Here is a 19,341-nt window from a genome sequence, read left to right on the forward strand (position 1 = left end):
ATATTGGGATTATCAGCTGCCGTTATGTTTTGAATAATGGCAGCTTTTTCACACCCTTATATAATTAGCTAGCATTACTGACTAATCTTATACTTCTAAAAAACGGTAAATAGTATTCTTTCAATAGACTGTTAGTGGGCGAATCGTAATGTTTCACCATCCTCAGGGATTGCTATTCTATCCAGCATATTTCTCTTCTTCAAATATTCCCTCAGATTATTTCTTGTCAGGCCGCAGTGGTTTATTGCATCCATGTGTACAGTTATGATGTTTGCATAGGGCAGCGTATCAGCTATTGAGACAATATCTTCCGTATTCATGGTGATGGGCTTGCCAAACAGCATTCTGGCCTCACCGGCATTGGCTACTATAATATCAGGCTTGCAATCATTGAGGGTTTTTCTTAAAGCTTTATCGTATAGTGCATCTCCTGAAATGAATACAGATTTCTTTCCATTACTTATCAAAAATGATGAAGAATTACCCATGATCTTTCCAAGTAGGCCTGTTCCATGGTTTGCATCAAATCTGCCGAAAAGTAAATTTTCCCAGACAAATTCCTTTTCAACCGCTGTAACCTTTTTAAAGCCATGCTTTCTAAGTTTGTTCTCATCTGCAGGCTGGCAGAATATCTGAATATCCTTTGGGAAAAACTTTTGGGCTTCTGTATCGAAATGGTCGAAGTGGTAGTGTGTTATTAATATTGCATCTGCATGCTGAAGCTCACTAATATTTACCGGCAGGGGAACCATTGGATTTCTCAGTCTGTTTGAAGTCAGGGGAACAGGGGGCAATTTATTTACATCAGATATCATCGGATCAATCAGTATTTTTTTTGAGTTGATACTTACCATTACAGTTGCATGCCTGATATGCTGAACATATATTTCGTCTTCATTTTCGGGGTCTGTTATGTTCATATTTAGTTTTGCCGCATTATCCGATATATGGTTGGAAGTGACAAAGATATATCCTTTTAAATATAAGCAGGCTATAATTAACAATGCTATTATGGAAGCTAATATTATTTTCATGCCTTTAGACCTCTCTTATCATAATACTACAAACTTAACTTAGGTACCACAGCAACATTATAAAGTATGTAGTAAGTACAATGTCAATAAGAAATATATTTGACATATGTATGTGCCATAAAATTCCTTCACAAATTCCTTGACAAAGATTAACGTACTGTGTATAATAACTTTTGCAGATGCGGGTTTAACTCAGCGGTAGAGTGTCACCTTGCCAAGGTGAAAGTCGCGAGTTCAAATCTCGTAACCCGCTCCATTTTAGAGACTGGATGCTGGAAACTGGGTACTGGAGTAGAATTATTTCCAGTATATGGTTTCCAACATCCAGCTTCTAACATTTAGCATCTAATATGCGGGTGTAGTTCAATGGTAGAACATCAGCCTTCCAAGCTGATTGCGTGGGTTCGATTCCCATCACCCGCTCCAAAATACATCCGGCTGCCGGATGTATTTTTTTTTGCCTTGTATATTGAATATTTACTTTATGCATATTATAATGTACTCTGGTATGATTTTTTTCTATATCTTCCTCTATGGGAAGATTTGAAATATATTTTTCTATATAGGTAGTGAGCCTTATCCACAATTGTAAATATCCGGAAAAAAAGAGATGTTTTTGTGGGAAAGACCGATTCTACATTTTCAACAGCAGTTGGTTTTTCCGGCAAGGAATGTACTGAATACCAACAATACAGCTTTCATTATTTATTTTTTTATTAACTGTATCAGTAACATCGCATCCCATATTTACTCTAGGTGTAAGTAGCGTTATCTATAACAACAAATTTAAAAGGGAGGTTGTCAACTAATGAGTCAAAAAAAGACGAAGAAGTTAACAAAGGCAACGGTAACTGGTTTGATCAGCTTGGTTATGGCAATGTTTTCACCGGTAATTGCTTTTGCCAGCGAGGCAGATTTGAAATTACCTCAGGAAATCAAATCTGAAAAAATTCTTTATGGCGGTTTTGTTATTACACTATTAGGGCTTTTATTCGGTTTATACCAGTTTTTAAAAGTTAAAAAGCTGCCGGCGCACAAATCGATGCTTGAGGTGTCAGACGTAATTTACAAGACCTGCTCAGCGTACCTTAAGCAGCAGGGTAAGTTCTTAGCAATTCTTTTTATATTTATTGGTGCAGCAGTAGCGGGATATTTTGGACTGCTTGCAAAAGATCATGAAGGTCATGCTCTTTTCGGTATTGGAGGAGTTGCTCTTATACTTTTCTGGACAGTTGTAGGCATAATGGGTTCATATGCTGTTGCAGCATTTGGTATCCGTATGAATACTCTTGCAAACAGCAGAATGGCTTTTGCTTCGCTTGAAAAGAATCCGTTAAAACTTCTTAATATTCCTTTGAATGCAGGTATGAGTATAGGAGTTATGCTTATTTGTATCGAACTTATAATGATGTTGATCATACTTCTTCTTATGCCTGGAAACCTTGCAGGTGCATGCTTCATAGGTTTTGCTATTGGAGAATCACTTGGAGCCTCAGCACTCCGTATAGCCGGAGGAATTTTTACGAAGATAGCGGATATAGGATCTGACTTGATGAAGGTTGTTTTCAAAATTGGTGAGGATGATCCGCGTAACCCGGGAGTTATAGCTGACTGTACAGGTGACAATGCCGGAGACAGCGTAGGACCTACTGCAGACGGTTTTGAAACTTATGGTGTAACAGGTGTTGCTCTTATATCATTTATATTACTTGCTGTGGCTGCAGCAGGGCTTCAAGTTGAACTTCTTGTGTGGATTTTCGCAATGCGTATCTTAATGATAATAACATCCGTAGTTTCCTTTTGGATTAATGGAGCTATAAGCAAAGTCAAATATGGAAATAAGGAAGATCTTGATTTTGAACAGCCTCTGACAAACCTTGTTTGGATTACTTCAGTTTTATCTATAATAGTTACATTTGTTTCAAGCCGCATACTGATTCCTGATATCAACGGGAATACAAATATGTGGTGGATACTTTCAACAATAATAAGCTGCGGTACTCTTGGCGGAGCCCTGATACCTGAGTTTACAAAGATATTCACTTCACCTAAATCGGGCCATGTAAATGAAGTGGTTAATTCAGGTAAAGAAGGTGGAGCTTCACTTACCATTCTTTCCGGTTTTGTTGCAGGAAACTTTAGTGCGTTCTGGAAAGGGCTTGTATTCTTTGCGCTGATGTTTGTTGCATATTTCCTCAGCACGTTCGGCCTTGGCGACTTCATGATTTATCCTTCAATATTCGCCTTTGGACTTGTTGCATTCGGTTTGTTGGGTATGGGACCAGTTACAATAGCTGTTGACAGTTATGGTCCTGTAACAGATAATGCTCAGTCGGTTTATGAGCTTTCACTTATTGAGGAAATACCTAATATAGAAAAAGAAATACAAAAAGACTTCGGATTCAAGCCTGATTTTGAAAAATCTAAGCATTATCTCGAAGCAAATGACGGAGCAGGAAATACGTTTAAGGCAACTGCAAAGCCTGTTCTTATCGGAACAGCTGTAGTAGGGGCGACAACTATGATTTTCTCGCTCATACTTATGATACAAAAAACACTTGGTGTTAAGCCGGAAGAATTGCTTAACCTCCTGAATCCATATGCGATACTCGGTTTCCTGCTTGGCGGTGCTGTAGTTTACTGGTTTACCGGTGCTTCAACGCAGGCTGTTACAGTAGGTGCTTTCCGTGCAGTAGAGTATATTAAGAGACATATAAACCTCGACCCGAATGCGCCGAAAAAAGCAGATGCAAAGTCATCTACTGAAGTTGTTAAGATATGTACACAGTATGCGCAAAAAGGTATGTTTAACATATTTATTGCAATATTCTTCTTTGCACTTGCATTTGCATGTATGTCATCACCATCAGGTATTGGGGGCAATAATGCAGTTGCACTCTTTGTAAGTTACCTTATTGCTATAGCAGTATTCGGACTTTATCAGGCAATATTTATGGCAAATGCCGGCGGGTGCTGGGATAATGCTAAGAAGGTTGTAGAAGTTGATTTGAAGGCGAAGGGAACTGACCTACATGCTGCTACTGTTGTAGGTGATACAGTAGGAGATCCTTTCAAGGATACTTCATCAGTTGCTCTAAATCCTATCATCAAGTTTACAACTCTTTTTGGACTTCTTGCCATGGAAATAGCTATTTCCAAAGACTTCAGGGATATAGCACCTTACATCGGCGTAGGATTCCTGGTAGTAGCTCTTGTATTTGTATGGCGTTCATTCTATGGTATGAGAATCAAGTCTAATAAATAATGGTTTGCAGTTTTAGGAAACCATATGAAGTGCTCTTCATATGGTTTCTTTTTTTATATTTTTGGAGTATAATTGATAGCAGTAGAATTTTGTAAGTAAACTTTAGAAATATTATCCTTTAAAACCAGAACATAAGAATTTATGGGGGTATTAAATATGTATTCCGTTACTCTTAGTGAAGTAGTCAAAGAATTTCAACTTGAAGTTATCAGTGATACTAAAAATCTGGATGATATTATTATTTATACATCGGATATAAACAGGCCGGGTCTACAACTGGCAGGTTACCTTGAGTATTTTGGAACAGACAGGATACAAACTATGGGAAAAGGGGAATCTGCATTTCTTTCACAGTTGACTTCGGATGAGCGCTATAAAAGACTTGATGAGTTTTTTAAGTGTGGTTTTCCTTGCATGGTTGTAGCCAGAGGACTTGAGATTTTTCCGGAAATGGTGGAAGTATCAAAGAAGTATTCAATACCTGTATTGAGAACAGATGATGTTACCTCAAGATTTTTAAGCGGTCTTATAAGGTATTTGAATATTCAGCTTGCTCCAAGAACTACCAAGCATGGAGTACTGGTTGAGGTATATGGTGAGGGAATACTCATACTGGGAGACAGCGGAGTAGGGAAAAGTGAAACTGCACTGGAACTTGTAAAAAGGGGACACAGGCTTGTTGCCGACGATGTTGTAGAAATCAGAAAGGTTTCAGACAAGACGCTTGTGGGCACAGCTCCTGATATTATAAGGCATTTTATTGAGATTAGGGGTATTGGCATACTTGATGTCAAGAACCTGTATGGTGTGGGCTCAGTAAAAGTTACTGAAAACATTAACCTCGTAATTCATCTCGAATTCTGGGATACACAAAAGACATATGACAGGCTAGGCTTGGTAGATGAATATACAGACATACTTGGGATTATGGTACCTTCACTGAATATACCTGTAAGACCGGGTAGGAATCTGGCAATAATAGTAGAAGTAGCAGCAATGAACAACAGACAGAAAAAGATGGGCTATAATGCTGCTAAGGTTTTAAATGAAAGAGTAATGGGAGAAATTAATAAGGATATGAGCAGTGAAGACAAACAACTATAATCAGGAGGATGAGCTTTGAAAATCGTAGTTGATTCACATACCCATACTGTAGCCAGTGGACATGCATACAGTACTGTACAGGAAATGGCCAGGGAAGCTCCGAATAACGGTATTAAGATGTTTGCAATAACTGACCATGGTCCGGCTATGCTTGGCGGGCCAAGCTTATACCATTTCGGCAATCTGAAGGTAATACCTTCAGAGCTGTACGACGTAAGGATAATAAAAGGTGTAGAAGCAAATATTATAGATTTTGACGGCAAAATAGACATGCCTGAAGAGTACTTGAAAAGATTGGATTTTGCAGTAGCAGGTTTCCATGAAATTTGTATTAAGCCGGCAACGGTCGAGGAGCATACAAATGCGATAATCAATGTACTGAAGAACCCATATATTGATGCAGTTGCACATCCTGGGAATCCTCAATTCCAGGTGGATGTGGAAAAAGTGGTAAAAGCAGCAAAGGAAAATAATAAGTGTCTGGAGATAAACAACCACTCCTTTATTATCAGGACCGGAAGTGAGAAGAACTGCAGGGATTTTGTCTTGATGTGCAAGGAATACGGTGTGAAAGTTGTATGTGGCAGTGATGCCCACATAAGCTTTAGTGTAGGAAATTTCGGAAAAGTATTAAGTCTCTTTGATGAACTCAAAATGCCTGAGGAACTTGTTCTTAACACTTCAGTAGAAAAATTTGAGCAATATTTGAGAGAAAAGAAAAAGTGAGATTAATATAAGTGGAAAATTTTCAAGTTTAAAGTGTTTGATCTATATAATATAATTATTACAGGTACTATTCTTAATTGACATTTGGGAGTATTTTATGCTATAAACCATATGTCAATTATTATTTAAGGAGCTGGGGTTATTGATAAATGAGAAAGTTGCAGGTTTAATAAGGAACATAGCAGGCGAGGAAAACATAAAGATAAATGAACCGATGAAACTGCATACGTCATTCAAGGTTGGCGGACCTGCAGATATTCTTGTAAAACCTGCAAGCGCTGTTGAACTTGCGAAGATAGTTGATGTCTGTAATAGTTTTGATATGGGTTTTTATATCATGGGTAACGGAACCAATCTTGTAGTCAGGGATAAAGGAGTAAGAGGTGTCGTTATAAAAATCTTTGAGAATTTCTCAGGGTATTGTGTGAAGGGTGACGTGATAGAGGCAGAGGCCGGATTGCTATTGTCCAGGATATCGAACATTGCCTTGCAACACAACTTGTCAGGCTTCGAATTTGCTTCAGGAATACCGGGAACACTTGGCGGAGCGGTGGCAATGAACGCAGGTGCTTACGGCGGAGAAATGAAAGATGTGATTTTAGCGACGGATTACATGGATAAAAACGGACATGTTCATACTGTCGAGGGTGACAAACATGAGTTTGGATATAGAACAAGCTTTATACAAAGAGAAGGCGGTATTATTCTCAAATCCGTAATTAAGCTGAAAAAGGCTGATAAATCAGAGATTGAAGCAAAAATTACTGATCTTACAAAAAAGAGAACAGACAAACAGCCGCTGGATATGCCGAGTGCCGGAAGCGTTTTTAAAAGACCTGAGGGGCACTTTACCGGTAAGCTTATTGAAGATTGCGGACTAAGAGGTTATAGGATAGGCGATGCCGAAGTATCCTGCAAGCATTGCGGATTTATTGTAAATGCTGGGGATGCAACTGCAGCAGAAATAATAAAACTGATAGAGTACATCAAATCAGAGGTGAGAGGGCGGTTTGGTGTAGAGCTTCAGACAGAAGTGAGAATTATTGGAGAGGAATAAGCAGGGGAGGTACAAATGAGGTTCGTAGTAATTACTGGAGTATCAGGTGCTGGGAAGAGCCAAGTAGTTAAGTTTTTGGAGGATTTGGGATATTTTTGTGTCGACAACCTGCCACCCTCATTGATTCCTAAATTTACCGAGATTTGCTTCCAGAGCGGGGGCAAGATGGATAAGATAGCCCTTGTAATAGACATTAGGGGTGGGGAACTGCTGAAGGATTTGTTTCCTGGACTAGAAGCCATAAAGGAAGCGGGGTTTTCTTATGAAATTCTATTCCTTGAAGCTTCGGACGAAGTTCTTATCAAGAGATATAAGGAGAGCAGGCGTGCACATCCTTTAGCGCCCGAAGGAAGGCTTATTAAAGGAATTAAGGAAGAAAGAAAGATATTGCAGGGAATAAAGAGCAAGGCAAACCATATAATAGATACCTCAAACCTCACGACAAAACAGCTCAGAGAGGAAATATCAGGCATTTTTGTTGAGGGTAAAACTTTTGAGGGTTTGATAGTAAGTATAATGTCTTTTGGATTCAAATACGGCATTCCGATAGATTGTGATTTGGTTTTTGATGTAAGGTTTATACCAAACCCTTATTATATACCATCAATGAGGAAATATACCGGAAAAAATGAAAATGTCAAAGAGTTTGTACTTAAGTGCAATGAAACAAATACATTTTTATGCAAGCTTGAGGATATGCTGGAATTTCTCATTCCTAACTATATAAAGGAAGGGAAATCACAGCTTGTCATAGGTATAGGCTGCACAGGCGGCAAACATAGGTCCGTCGCCATTGCGGATGCATTAAGCAGAATCCTTATAGACAAACAACACAGGGTAATAATAGATCATAGGGATATAGAAAAGGATAATAAGGCACTGAAGGGATAATTCATATAGCAAGTTCATAGGGCAATCCCAAGTGATTGCCCTTAAAATAACTGTTGCTTTCAGAATTACCTGTTATAGTGGAGGATTGTATGAAATTTCTTGACTGGTTCAGACCCGGTATAAGGGTAAAACGATGGATAATGCTTGGAATCGTAGGTATTGCAAGTATTAGTTTTGGTCTGTCATTTCTTGTTACTGAAATATATCTGAGTCTTATAAAGATTATTCTTTCCACACTGCTTATTATAGCCGGATGTGTATTTATTTTTCTCTCTATAAAGTATATTGCAAAAACATTTTTTCATGCAATCTCACACAGTGGTTTTAAGATATCTCTTGATTCCGATAAATTAAGCAGTATGCTGTATGAGAAGAGAATATTGATAAAAGGCCCCAAAATAGTAGCTATTGGCGGTGGGACGGGGTTGTCAACCATGTTGAGGGGACTTAAGGCGTACAGTTCAAATATTACAGCCATTGTTACCGTAGCGGACGATGGGGGCGGATCTGGGGCACTGAGGCAGGATCTGGGCATGTTGCCTCCTGGCGATATAAGAAACTGTATACTTGCATTGGCTGACACCGAGCCGATAATGGAAAAACTCTTACAATACAGATTCTCTGACGGTGTGCTGAAAGGACAGAGCTTCGGGAATCTGTTCCTGGCAGCTATGGATGGGATTTCTTCGAGTTTTGAAGAAGCTGTAAAAAAGATGAGTGCTGTACTTGCAGTTACGGGAAACGTCCTTCCTATTACTCTGGATAACGTAAATCTTTGTGCGGAGCTTGAAGACGGTTATGTTATTTGCGGGGAATCTAAAATAGGCAAGCATAATATATTTCATCCTGGAGAAATTAAAAAAATATTTTTAGACCCTGAAACTGTAAAGCCGTTACAGGAGGCACTGGATGCTATTGCGGAAGCGGATATGCTTATACTAGGTCCGGGGAGTCTTTATACAAGCATAATACCAAATTTGTTGGTAAGTGGTGTAACGGATGCAATCAGAAGCTCAAACGCTGTTAAGGTATATGTATGCAATGTCATGACTCAGCCCGGTGAAACGGAAGGATATTCAACCTATGATCATATCAGCGCGATAGAGCGACATACATATAAGGGTATTGTCAATTACTGTGTTGTAAACACGGCTGATATTCCTGAAGACTTAAAGAGGCATTATGCAAATGACGGAGCAGAAACGGTCAGGGTTGATTCCGATATACTGGACAGCAATGGTATAAAGGTTATTTGTTCGGATTTTGTCAGTATAAGGAATAAACTTGTCAGGCATGATCCTGACAAACTGGCAGGCACAATTATGGATCTTGTAGCTGAAACAGTGCTTGCCAAGGATAAGAAGAGAATAATTGATTACTACTATGTAAAAGATAGATTGAGGAAGATAATCACGAGGTAAGGGAAAAAAATATGGAATTTGGTAAAGAAAACTGGAGAACTTTTGACAAAGGCATAGAGAAGGAATGGCTTTTAACCAACGGAATTGGTGGATTTGCTTCATCTACGGTAATCGGAGCCAACACTAGAAGATATCACGGACTTCTTGTTGCATCTCTCAGACCGCCTGTAAACAGACATCTTATTATCTCAAAAATAGATGAAACCATAACTGTTGGCGGGAAAAAATATGATCTTCACTCCTATCGGACCCCAGGGTATACGATGGAAGGTTACAAAAATCTTCAGAGAGTAACGGTTGATCCGCTTCCCAGGTTTGTTTTTTCCATAGAAGATTTGTTTATCGAAAAAAAGCTATGCATGGTTTACGGAGAGAATACTGTGGTAATAGTATACCGTATTATAAATGGCGGCAGCAAATCTCGCTTTAGTCTCACACCACTTATGAATTTCAGGGATTATCACCATAACTCATGCCGTGATCATTTGAGATTCAGCCGCAGCAGATACAAAAGCGGTATAATCGTAAAACCGGACTTTTATGATCTTGATATTAATGTTTTTTGCAGTGAAGGAGAGTTTCACGAGCTGAATGATTGCTATTTCATGGGAATGGAATATGCTGTTGAAGCCGAAAGAGGCCTGCATTCCATAGAGGATCACTATATTCCGGGATATTTCGATATAGATATACTGCCTGGAGAAGAAAAAAATATCACGGTTATTGCATCAGTTGAAAAGGAAATAGTAAATGTTGACGGTCCGGAACTCATGGCAAAAGAAGAAGCAAGATACAGGAAACTAGTGCAGGATGCGGGGTACAGGGATAGACTAGCAAAGGAACTTGTAATAGCGGCAGACAGTTTTATTGTATACAGAAAATCAACTGATGCAAAGACTATAATAGCAGGTTACCCATGGTTTACAGACTGGGGAAGGGACACCATGATAGCCTTTACGGGCTTGACTTTGGTAACTAAACGTTTTCAGGATGCACGGGATATTTTATATACATTTTCAAGATACGTGAAGGATGGCCTGATACCCAATATGTTTTCGGATGTGGGACAGGAGCCTGCGTACAATACTGTTGACGCGGCCTTATGGTACTTTGAGGCAGTAAATAAGTATATAGAATATACTGGAGATTATACTTTTATTAAAAAAGACATCTATGATGCTTTGACGCAAATATTAAATAAATATATTGACGGAACACATTTCAAAATAAAAATGGATAAGGATTACCTTATCGGAGCAGGAGATGAAAAAACTCAACTTACATGGATGGATGCCAAGGTAGGTGACTGGGTGGTGACTCCAAGACACGGTAAAGCGGTCGAAATAAATGCTTTGTGGTATAATGCACTTATGGTTATGAGCAAGCTGTCAGCCCAGTATGGTAAGGATACGGGATACTATGAAGGTCTGGCACGAAATGTGAAGGATTCATTCCTGAAAGTTTTTTGGAATGTACAGGATGGATACTTATACGATGTTGTAACAAACGAGTATAGGGATGGAAAGGTACGTCCGAATCAGATTATGGCAGTAAGTCTTTCATACCCTGTCCTAGAGGGATTTCAGGCTGAAAAGGTCGTGCGTAGGGTATGGAAGGAACTCTACACAGCCTATGGACTTAGAAGCCTTTCACCCCACGACAATGAATACAGAGGTATATATATAGGTGACAGTTATCACAGGGATGGGGCATACCATCAGGGAACGGTCTGGACCTGGCCGCTGGGACAGTTTATAACTGCATACGCAAGAGTATTTGGCAGCAGTGAAAAAAATAAAAGTATTTTAAGAAGATTCTTTGAACCTTTTAGGGATCATCTGGAGGATGCGTGTATCGGATCCATATCTGAAATATTCGACGGTAATGAGCCCCTAACTCCAAGGGGATGCTTTGCGCAGGCGTGGAGTGTCGGTGAAATACTGAGAGCATATATAGAGTCCGGGATATATGACGGCTGATTAATATATAGTGTGTTTAACGGATTGTGATGCATTTCACAATCCGTTTTTATTTTTAGGTTAATAAATTGTTTAAGTTTGCAAATAATATTAGAAGCAATAAAATCTAGTGAAAGCTAACCAAATACAGCATGCGTTAAGAGTCGCTAAGTTGCTGGAAATTATGAATATTTACAACCTTATTAATATTGTGATATATTTATCTAATGAAATACTATTATTGTCTACACTGATTATTCATATACACACTTTGTTTGGGACTTTATTGCAAAAAGTAAAAACTTATGTACTGATAATATAAATGTTTTAGGATGGGGTGTAGAGAATGTCATTCTCATCATCTGTCAAAAATGAGCTATGCAGGCTGGATATTTCCCAGAATTGCTGTATGCTCTCAGAGTTGGCTTCAGTTATTAGAATCAGCGGCACTATAAAGGTAAATGGCAATGGAGAAGTTAATATCAGAATTGTTACGGAAAATGCTGCTTTTGCACGTAAGCTGCTTACATCCATCAAGAAAATACATAATATTCATCCTGAGGTGATAGCAAGAAAAAGCAGGAAGCTGAAAAAGCATACATCTTACATTCTGGTAATTACTGATTCGATGGGAGCAAAAAGCTTACTCAGTAACATAGGAATTTCCTTTAAGGCTGGAAAGCTTGCTGAAAGTTCAGACTTAAAGCTTGAGTATTCAAATTTGTCAGACAAACTGTTTAAAAAAGTGTGCTGTAAGAAAGCATTTCTCAGAGGAGCTTTTCTGGCAGGAGGATCTATAAGTGATCCGGAGAAAACCTATCACCTTGAGATAGCAAATCATAGTGAAGAATTAGCCCATGAGGCCTGTGAGTTAATGAACAGATTTAGCCTGAATTCAAAGGTCATAAAGCGTAAGGGGATATATATTACTTATCTAAAAGAAGGGGAAAATATTGTCGACTTTTTAAATATAATTGGTGCGCACACTTCACTTCTTGAACTTGAAAATGTTCGTATACTTAAAGAAATGCGGAATAATGTGAACAGAATTGTGAATTGTGAGACTGCAAACCTGGAAAAAACCGTTAATGCATCTTTGAGACAAGTAGAAAATATCAGGTTTATAAGGGATAAGATAGGGCTGGATAATCTACCAGAAAACCTGAAGGAAATAGCAGAGTTAAGGCTTATATATAGTGATGCCAACCTTAAGGAACTTGGTGAAATGCTGAATCCTCCTTTAGGGAAATCGGGCGTAAACCATAGATTGCGGAAGCTCGATGAAATTGCTGAAAGTGTTAGGAATTTGAAAGGGGAGCTGTAAATGATAGAAAAGGCCGTAAAAGTAACAAATCCAACCGGACTCCATGCAAGACCGGCAGCTTTGTTTGTACAAACAGCCGGTAAATTTACTTCTCATATCTGGATATCCAAATCGGACAAAAGAGTAAATGCTAAAAGTATAATGGGATTAATGTCTCTGGCTGTTTCATGCGGGACAGAAGTGGTTATCGGAGCAGAGGGTGAAGATGAACATTTAGCTGTAAAGGAATTGGTTGATCTGATTACTTCCGGCTTTAAGGAGTAAAATCAGTAACAGATATAAATAGAGGATGGGGATTTACGATAAAGGATAAAACTGGTGAATACACCGGTTTTTTTGTATTTTATTGACGTAAGAAATATTTATTTCTACAAAAGCTTACATAATTTTATGAAGGGATTGCTTAGTATTGAGGAGAATTACTATCTCAAATGAAATGAACTATGTTTCTTATAGGCATAGTTACTGATTCTTTATATTAATTGTATAATAGGAGGCGAAAACCTTGCAGGTGAAATTTTCTAACAAGGGTTCTACGTTAATAGTAAGCATTATCGGGGAATTGGATCATCATTCTGCAGAATATATACGGGAAAAAGTTGATGCGGAAATGATGAAATCTACTACTAAAAACATGATATTTGATTTTTCAAAAGTAAGCTTTATGGACAGTTCAGGTATAGGAGTAATAATGGGAAGATATAAAAATATTCAGAAACTGAATGGAAAAGCAGTTATAGTCAGTGTCAGTGACCAAATCAAACGTATATTTGATATGTCCGGGCTTTTGAGAATAATGCCGGTATATGATAATATAGATACTGCTATCAATGGAATGTGAGGGGATAAACTATGGAACCAATAAATGAAATGAAGCTTGAGTTCTTAAGTAAATCGAGCAATGAAGCTTTTGCACGGGTTGTTGCAGCTGCTTTTGTATCACAACTTGACCCTACTCTTGAAGAACTGGCGGATATAAAAACTGCCGTATCAGAAGCAGTTACAAATGCTATTATACATGGATATGAAAATAAAGAGGGATATGTAAAAATGTCCTGTGAGTTATATAGTGATTCCGTACAGATTACAATTTCTGACGAAGGAAATGGTATAGATGACATAGAGATGGCAAGACAGCCTTTATACACTTCTAAACCTGAGCTTGAGCGTTCAGGTATGGGATTTACGGTAATGGAGACATTTATGGATAGCATAGAAATTGTTTCACAGCCTGGTATGGGAACTACGGTTAAGATGATTAAAACCTTTGTATCCCTGAAAGAAAAATAGCGGACATATAAAATAGTTTATTTCACAGGAAGAGTGAAAATTTTTTTATTCTCCCATGTAAAAAAGAGTAAAATATGGGCAATTATGTTAAATAGAATACATATACCGGAACCTTAGATGTTTATTGCGTGGAATAATGCCTACGAAAGGTTTAGGAGAAATTATGAATGACTATTATAATAATGAATATACTGAGGAAAACGCTCTGGAGCTTATTAAAAATGCAAAAACAGGAGATAAGGATGCACAATCTCTCCTGGTTGAAAAAAACGTCGGTCTGGTTTGGAGTATAGTAAAGAGATTTCAGAATAGAGGCTATGAAACCGATGATATATTCCAGATTGGCTGCATAGGACTCATAAAAGCTATAAAAAAGTTTGATAGTTCATTTGACGTTAAGTTTTCTACGTATGCTGTACCTATGATAATAGGAGAAATAAAAAGGTTCATACGTGATGATGGTATTATTAAAGTCAGCAGGTCTCTAAAGGAAATGTCTAATAAAGCAAGAGTGACAAAGGAGATTATGAGTAAAGAATTGGGGCGCGAGCCATCTATTAATGAAATGGCAGCCAGGCTGGAGATTTCTCCTGAAGATCTTGTAATGGCCATAGAGTCCGGATGCTCGCCGGAATCACTGTACAGCACTATCGGAGAAGGCGATAATTCTCCAGTGCTTCTGATAGACAGGATTAATGGAGAAACAAATAATAATGAGGTGGATATCATAGATAAGATTGCTCTGAGGCAGGTACTTGAGACTCTGGGGCCAAGGGAAAAACAGATAATCATACTAAGATATTTCAAAGAAAAAACTCAGTTTCAGATAGCAAGTATGCTTGGGATTTCGCAAGTGCAGGTTTCAAGGATTGAAAAGAAAATACTGGAGGAAATCAGGAAAAAAATAATCTACGGTTAGAAAAAAACAATATGCGTTGCGGCTGCATATTGTTTTTTTATTTCTCTAATACTATCAATGTACAAAAAAACTGTAAACTTACCTTATCCTGTTTAGATATTAATTTAAAGGAGGTTTGGCTATGAGCGAGGTTTTACACAGGTATAGATTTCTGATCCTCATATTTTTACTATTGATACTTACAGGTATAATCTGTGTTGTTTTCCTGGGAGCCAGTACGGACAAAACGCCTATGAGAGGTGTATTTGTAGTTGAATATATTTTGAGTCATGGATATGATTTGCAGGTGTGAAAAGTATTGCCTGATGTAAAAAAACAGATTATGCATAAAATACCGACGGAGGTGAAGTCAAAGAATGCAGAAAACATTTACTAAAAAGGAATACGAGCAGTATGTAGAAAAAGTATCTCCTAAGTCCAGAATAGTGAGAAATGTAGTAAGAGCTTTTGTTGTTGGCGGCTCGATTTGCATAGTGGGCCAGTTCATAAATAACCTTCTGGCAATGAGAGGGATTGACAAAGATACGGTGTCAAACCTTACGGCACTTATACTAGTATTTTTGGGCGCATTGCTAACAGGGCTTAACATATATGATGAACTAGGAAGGTATGCTGGAGCGGGATCCATCATACCTATTACCGGTTTTGCCAATTCTATAGTATCTCCTGCCATGGAGTTTAAAAGCGAGGGTTATCTAGTCGGGGTAGGCTCAAAAATGTTTGTAATAGCCGGCCCGGTGCTTGTATATGGGATTTCTACCTCTGTAATAGTGGGGATAATCCATTACCTTTTAAGGTTTTAGGAAAAGGATGATTTATATGTCTAACAAAAGAAATGGAAAACAAACAGTGAAATTGCAGAACCCTCCTTCTATAGCGGCTGCAGCTTCAATTGTTGGTCCAAAGGAGGGGCAGGGACCTTTAAGGAAATTTTTTGACAACATCATTGACGATGAAATGTGGGGCGAAAAAAGCTGGGAAAAAGCTGAAAGTAAACTAATGAGAGAGACCTTTTCAAAACTTGTGACAAAGTCCGGAAAGCTGATGAATGACATTGATTATATAATTGCCGGTGATTTGCTGAATCAATGTATAGCTGCCAATTATGGGTTAAGAGAATCCAACATACCCTTTTTTGGAATATATGGTGCCTGCTCGACCATGGCTGAATCCATAAGTCTTGGTTCTATGCTGATTGATGGGGGCTTCGCAGACAATATCGCCTGTATGACGTCCAGCCACTTTTGTTCGGCAGAAAAACAATTCCGGTTCCCTCTGGAATTAGGCGGACAAAGACCTCCTACGGCTCAATGGACTGTTACAGGCTCAGGAGGTGTATTATTGACCAGTCAAGGCACCGGGCCATTTATAACTTGTGTTACGACAGGAAAGATAGTAGATATGGGGATAAAGGATGCAAATAATATGGGAGCAGCTATGGCACCGGCAGCTGTCGATACGATTCTTGCCCATTTCCAGGATACAGGCCTGGAGCCTCAGTTCTATGATTTGATTATTACGGGCGATCTTGGCATGGTAGGCAGGTGTATATGTGAAGGGCTGCTTAAGGAAAATGGCTTTGATATAAGCGGCAGGTATAATGACTGTGGACTTATGATTTATGACAGGGAAAAGCAGGATGCACATGCCGGTGGGAGTGGGTGCGGATGCTCTGCTACTGTATTTGCAGGATTCATTTATAATGAAATAACAAAAGGGAACCTGAATAATGTATTGTTTGTTGCAACAGGTGCTTTAATGAGTCCAACCAGTACTCAGCAAGGGGAATCAATACCTTCAGTAGCTCACGCAGTCAGTATTCAAAGGTCCGCAGGAAATATGCAATAGGTGTTTTACTAACAGGAAATAGTAACAAGGAGTGTTTACATATATGCAAAACTTACTGACGTATTTGAATGCTTTTATAGTCGGAGGAGTTATCTGCTCGATAGGGCAAATACTCATAGACAGGACAAAACTTACTACTGCAAGGATTTTGGTACTATTTGTGGCCTCTGGTGCGGTATTAACTGCTTTGGGAGTATATCAGAAAATTGTTGATATCGGAGGAGCTGGAGCAACAGTTCCATTGACGGGTTTTGGATATAATCTTGCAAAGGGAGCTTTTAAGGATATTGATCAATATGGACTTCTGGGTGCATTTACGGGAGGGGTGAGATCTGCTGCTGCAGGTATTACAGCAGCTATCTTTTTCGGGTATTTGGCATCTGTAGCATTTTCTCCAAAGGCAAAGAGATAGGAGGTATTTTCTGTTATGAGTAAACGTAAGGTTATTATGGTAACGGACGGTGATACTGTAGCTCAGAAAGCTGTTGAGATAGCTGCCGGCAACATAGGAGGGAGATGTATATCCGCCTCTGCCGGCAATCCGACAGTCTTAAGCGGAGAACAGATAATCGAGTTGATTAAGGAGGCTCCTCACGACCCTGTAGTAGTTATGGTTGATGATAGAGGAGCAAAAGGTGTAGGGGATGGTGAAGCAGCCATGGAAACCATTATTGAAAGCGGAGCGGTAGACGTACTCGGAGTAGTGGCCGTCTCATCAAATGGTAAAGACTGCAGAGGCATAAACGTTTCCTGTTCAATTACAAAAGAAGGAAAAGTTTTTGAGGGTGGTGCAGTAGATAAGTATGGAAATAACGTGGGTGATAAAGGAATATGCGGTGATACACTCAGTATATTACGCAATAGAAAAGATATGATAATTGTGGGTATCGGGGATCCCGGCAAAATGGATTATAACGATGATGCATACAACGGGGCTCCTGTCACAACCATGGCTTTGAAGGAGGTCATGAAAAGGAGCGGATACAGGCAATAGGCTGGCTTGGTATCTTTTGCTGGTTGGTTAACTAATACTAATTGGAAGAGCAAGGTAGATAATTACGCTACCTTGTTTTTTATTGTCCACACCCTCATGCCACGAAAGAGGAGCAGGCTACATTGTTTCTGCCGAAAAAAAGCCACCATACTACTTGAATTTATCCTCTTCACTAATAGGCGGTATGAGTGTATACTTTAAATGTCGGATTTTATACTAAATTGTTATGGGGGAAGAATGATGAAGAGAAAGGTCAAGTTTGCAGCAATATTATATGGATACTTTTATAAAACAGCGGTTGCCGGATTGGCGTTAATACTTTCGCTATCCTTGTCTGGCTGCTTCCTTTTCCCAAAAGAAGAGGAAGTGCTGGCACCACCGTTAAAGGAACCTCCAAAGATAGTCTATAACCATACCGAGTTGAAGAAAGTCACTATAGAAAATAAAAAGAGAGCCGTAGGCTATTTTATTTCCATAGAGCAGAGCGATTTGAGTTTCAAGCACAGGGGTGGCCGCCTGAAGAAAATATATGTGGCTGCCGGAGCCAAGGTGAAAAAAGGTGACCTTTTGGCTGAACTTGACACTGATAACCTGGAAAACCAGGTTAAGCAGCAGGAAATAATTCTCAAAAAATCACAGCTGGCATATGAACAGATTAAGACTAGCGGAAGAAAAGACATTGATATGCAGGAAATTCAGCTTGAAAGCCTGAAGAAGCAGTATGGCAAAATGATTTCCATACCTGATGCCTATTCGATAGAACAAATAGAAAATCTTAAGCAGCAGATTAAAGAAAATGAAATTCTGTATAAAAGTGCAAAGTTTTCATATGAAACAAACCTCAAGACATCCTACAGTGATGTTGAGCTGAACAAATTGCAGCTGGACAATCTTAGACAGGAACTCAGCAACTCCAAGCTCGTTTCACCTATGGACGGTACAGTCGATTATGTTGCTGACTGCAAGCAGGGAGAAAATATTGATGCTTACAGAAATATCATAAGGATAGCGGATTCAAGGAAATTGCAGGTGCAATACTCTGAAGACCAATCAAGCGGCTCGGAGCTTTCAGGCAGTATAGCATCAGTGTTTGAAATTGGACAAAAAGTAGCCCTAAGTGCCAGAAATGTAGATTTTAGCGGTGAGGTTGTCATGACGCCTTCCACGGCTCCGGATAATGCAGATGAGAAGACGCAAAGGGCGGTTAGGATAAAGATAGATAAAGTTCCTGAAGGAGTAAAAATAGGAGACTCTGTCGAGATTGTTGTAACCCTCGGGAAGAAAGATAAAGTTATAGCCATACCGAAGAACCATGTACATAAGCTTTTAGGACGTACCTTTGTACATATATTTGAAAACGGTCTGAGAAAAGAAAAAGATGTGGAATTAGGTATAGAAAACCAGACAGAGGTTGAGGTAGTGAAGGGATTGGATGAAGGAGATAAACTAATAAGGGAATAAGCGGGGTGTCTTTGGTGCTTTTAATCACTGTAAGAAAAATGTTAAGCAA

General features: G+C 38.9%; 19 protein-coding genes and 2 tRNA genes. 20 read left to right on the forward strand and 1 reads right to left on the reverse strand.

Translation table 11 applies throughout. The annotated features are described in order from the left end of the window. Nucleotides 1–131 precede the first annotated feature (131 nt). On the reverse strand, nucleotides 132–1,034 hold the full coding sequence (locus tag N3I35_04015; protein ID MCX8129251.1) for an MBL fold metallo-hydrolase: 903 nt from the start codon (nucleotides 1,032–1,034) through the stop codon (nucleotides 132–134). Between the two features lie 181 nt (nucleotides 1,035–1,215). On the opposite strand from N3I35_04015, the gene N3I35_04020 reads away from it, so the two are divergent. The 20 genes from N3I35_04020 to N3I35_04115 all read left to right on the forward strand — a co-directional run bounded on the left by N3I35_04020 (nucleotide 1,216) and on the right by N3I35_04115 (nucleotide 19,292). Beyond that, nucleotides 1,216–1,290, forward strand: a tRNA-Gly gene (locus N3I35_04020). A 96-nt stretch (nucleotides 1,291–1,386) separates the two neighbouring features. Next, nucleotides 1,387–1,460: transfer RNA gene (locus N3I35_04025), tRNA-Gly, on the forward strand. A gap of 382 nt (nucleotides 1,461–1,842) precedes the next feature. After that, nucleotides 1,843–4,299: a sodium-translocating pyrophosphatase gene (locus N3I35_04030; protein ID MCX8129252.1), complete on the forward strand. Its 2,457-nt coding sequence runs from the start codon at nucleotides 1,843–1,845 to the stop codon at nucleotides 4,297–4,299. A gap of 156 nt (nucleotides 4,300–4,455) precedes the next feature. Then, nucleotides 4,456–5,403, forward strand: coding sequence for an HPr(Ser) kinase/phosphatase (gene hprK, locus N3I35_04035; protein MCX8129253.1), 948 nt, complete (start codon nucleotides 4,456–4,458; stop codon nucleotides 5,401–5,403). A 15-nt stretch (nucleotides 5,404–5,418) separates the two neighbouring features. Then, nucleotides 5,419–6,129 carry a phosphatase gene (locus N3I35_04040; GenBank protein ID MCX8129254.1) on the forward strand — a complete coding sequence of 237 codons (711 nt, stop codon included), beginning with the start codon at nucleotides 5,419–5,421 and terminating at the stop codon, nucleotides 6,127–6,129. Nucleotides 6,130–6,271: 142 nt separating this feature from the next. Further along, the gene (gene murB / locus N3I35_04045; protein ID MCX8129255.1) at nucleotides 6,272–7,186 is read left to right on the forward strand and encodes a UDP-N-acetylmuramate dehydrogenase; all 915 of its coding nucleotides are present in this window, start codon (nucleotides 6,272–6,274) and stop codon (nucleotides 7,184–7,186) included. A 15-nt stretch (nucleotides 7,187–7,201) separates the two neighbouring features. Next, a complete protein-coding gene (gene rapZ / locus N3I35_04050; GenBank protein MCX8129256.1) occupies nucleotides 7,202–8,077 on the forward strand; it encodes an RNase adapter RapZ in 876 nt (291 codons plus the stop codon). Between the two features lie 89 nt (nucleotides 8,078–8,166). Next, nucleotides 8,167–9,498 (forward strand): YvcK family protein, encoded by a 1,332-nt coding sequence (locus N3I35_04055; protein MCX8129257.1) that lies wholly within the window; start codon nucleotides 8,167–8,169, stop codon nucleotides 9,496–9,498. 11 nt (nucleotides 9,499–9,509) lie between these two features. Next, the gene (locus tag N3I35_04060; protein ID MCX8129258.1) at nucleotides 9,510–11,477 is read left to right on the forward strand and encodes an amylo-alpha-1,6-glucosidase; all 1,968 of its coding nucleotides are present in this window, start codon (nucleotides 9,510–9,512) and stop codon (nucleotides 11,475–11,477) included. A 325-nt stretch (nucleotides 11,478–11,802) separates the two neighbouring features. Then, entirely contained in the window at nucleotides 11,803–12,780 is a 978-nt protein-coding gene (whiA, locus tag N3I35_04065) for a DNA-binding protein WhiA (GenBank protein ID MCX8129259.1), read from the forward strand. Further along, entirely contained in the window at nucleotides 12,781–13,044 is a 264-nt protein-coding gene (locus tag N3I35_04070) for an HPr family phosphocarrier protein (protein ID MCX8129260.1), read from the forward strand. It begins immediately after the preceding gene. A 241-nt stretch (nucleotides 13,045–13,285) separates the two neighbouring features. Continuing rightward, nucleotides 13,286–13,621: an anti-sigma F factor antagonist gene (gene spoIIAA / locus N3I35_04075; protein MCX8129261.1), complete on the forward strand. Its 336-nt coding sequence runs from the start codon at nucleotides 13,286–13,288 to the stop codon at nucleotides 13,619–13,621. Nucleotides 13,622–13,632: 11 nt separating this feature from the next. Beyond that, on the forward strand, nucleotides 13,633–14,070 hold the full coding sequence (gene spoIIAB, locus N3I35_04080; protein ID MCX8129262.1) for an anti-sigma F factor: 438 nt from the start codon (nucleotides 13,633–13,635) through the stop codon (nucleotides 14,068–14,070). A gap of 163 nt (nucleotides 14,071–14,233) precedes the next feature. Beyond that, nucleotides 14,234–14,989 (forward strand): RNA polymerase sporulation sigma factor SigF, encoded by a 756-nt coding sequence (sigF, locus tag N3I35_04085; protein ID MCX8129263.1) that lies wholly within the window; start codon nucleotides 14,234–14,236, stop codon nucleotides 14,987–14,989. A 121-nt stretch (nucleotides 14,990–15,110) separates the two neighbouring features. After that, entirely contained in the window at nucleotides 15,111–15,281 is a 171-nt protein-coding gene (locus N3I35_04090) for a hypothetical protein (protein MCX8129264.1), read from the forward strand. A gap of 64 nt (nucleotides 15,282–15,345) precedes the next feature. After that, nucleotides 15,346–15,792, forward strand: a complete 447-nt coding sequence (gene spoVAC / locus N3I35_04095) for a stage V sporulation protein AC (GenBank protein ID MCX8129265.1) — start codon at nucleotides 15,346–15,348, stop codon at nucleotides 15,790–15,792. A gap of 16 nt (nucleotides 15,793–15,808) precedes the next feature. Further along, nucleotides 15,809–16,837, forward strand: a complete 1,029-nt coding sequence (gene spoVAD / locus N3I35_04100; GenBank protein MCX8129266.1) for a stage V sporulation protein AD — start codon at nucleotides 15,809–15,811, stop codon at nucleotides 16,835–16,837. A gap of 43 nt (nucleotides 16,838–16,880) precedes the next feature. Continuing rightward, entirely contained in the window at nucleotides 16,881–17,249 is a 369-nt protein-coding gene (gene spoVAE / locus N3I35_04105; protein ID MCX8129267.1) for a stage V sporulation protein AE, read from the forward strand. Between the two features lie 15 nt (nucleotides 17,250–17,264). After that, on the forward strand, nucleotides 17,265–17,831 hold the full coding sequence (locus N3I35_04110) for a stage V sporulation protein AE (GenBank protein MCX8129268.1): 567 nt from the start codon (nucleotides 17,265–17,267) through the stop codon (nucleotides 17,829–17,831). Nucleotides 17,832–18,068: 237 nt separating this feature from the next. Then, on the forward strand, nucleotides 18,069–19,292 hold the full coding sequence (locus tag N3I35_04115) for a biotin/lipoyl-binding protein (GenBank protein ID MCX8129269.1): 1,224 nt from the start codon (nucleotides 18,069–18,071) through the stop codon (nucleotides 19,290–19,292). Nucleotides 19,293–19,341 lie beyond the last annotated feature (49 nt).

The sequence above is a fragment of the Clostridia bacterium genome, assembly GCA_026414765.1.
Classification (GTDB): Bacteria; Bacillota; Clostridia; order Acetivibrionales; family DSM-27016; genus SKW86.

Excerpts from the sequence above, each read along its gene's own strand:
- N3I35_04015 (MCX8129251.1), bottom strand. The coding sequence starts at position 1,034 with ATGAAAATAATATTAGCTTCCATAATAGCATTGTTAATTATAGCCTGC.
- N3I35_04030 (MCX8129252.1), top strand. The coding sequence starts at position 1,843 with ATGAGTCAAAAAAAGACGAAGAAGTTAACAAAGGCAACGGTAACTGGT.
- hprK (MCX8129253.1), top strand. The coding sequence starts at position 4,456 with ATGTATTCCGTTACTCTTAGTGAAGTAGTCAAAGAATTTCAACTTGAA.
- rapZ (MCX8129256.1), top strand. The coding sequence starts at position 7,202 with ATGAGGTTCGTAGTAATTACTGGAGTATCAGGTGCTGGGAAGAGCCAA.
- N3I35_04055 (MCX8129257.1), top strand. The coding sequence starts at position 8,167 with ATGAAATTTCTTGACTGGTTCAGACCCGGTATAAGGGTAAAACGATGG.
- N3I35_04060 (MCX8129258.1), top strand. The coding sequence starts at position 9,510 with ATGGAATTTGGTAAAGAAAACTGGAGAACTTTTGACAAAGGCATAGAG.
- whiA (MCX8129259.1), top strand. The coding sequence starts at position 11,803 with ATGTCATTCTCATCATCTGTCAAAAATGAGCTATGCAGGCTGGATATT.
- N3I35_04070 (MCX8129260.1), top strand. The coding sequence starts at position 12,781 with ATGATAGAAAAGGCCGTAAAAGTAACAAATCCAACCGGACTCCATGCA.
- spoIIAB (MCX8129262.1), top strand. The coding sequence starts at position 13,633 with ATGGAACCAATAAATGAAATGAAGCTTGAGTTCTTAAGTAAATCGAGC.
- sigF (MCX8129263.1), top strand. The coding sequence starts at position 14,234 with ATGAATGACTATTATAATAATGAATATACTGAGGAAAACGCTCTGGAG.
- N3I35_04090 (MCX8129264.1), top strand. The coding sequence starts at position 15,111 with ATGAGCGAGGTTTTACACAGGTATAGATTTCTGATCCTCATATTTTTA.
- spoVAC (MCX8129265.1), top strand. The coding sequence starts at position 15,346 with ATGCAGAAAACATTTACTAAAAAGGAATACGAGCAGTATGTAGAAAAA.
- spoVAD (MCX8129266.1), top strand. The coding sequence starts at position 15,809 with ATGTCTAACAAAAGAAATGGAAAACAAACAGTGAAATTGCAGAACCCT.
- spoVAE (MCX8129267.1), top strand. The coding sequence starts at position 16,881 with ATGCAAAACTTACTGACGTATTTGAATGCTTTTATAGTCGGAGGAGTT.
- N3I35_04110 (MCX8129268.1), top strand. The coding sequence starts at position 17,265 with ATGAGTAAACGTAAGGTTATTATGGTAACGGACGGTGATACTGTAGCT.
- N3I35_04115 (MCX8129269.1), top strand. The coding sequence starts at position 18,069 with ATGATGAAGAGAAAGGTCAAGTTTGCAGCAATATTATATGGATACTTT.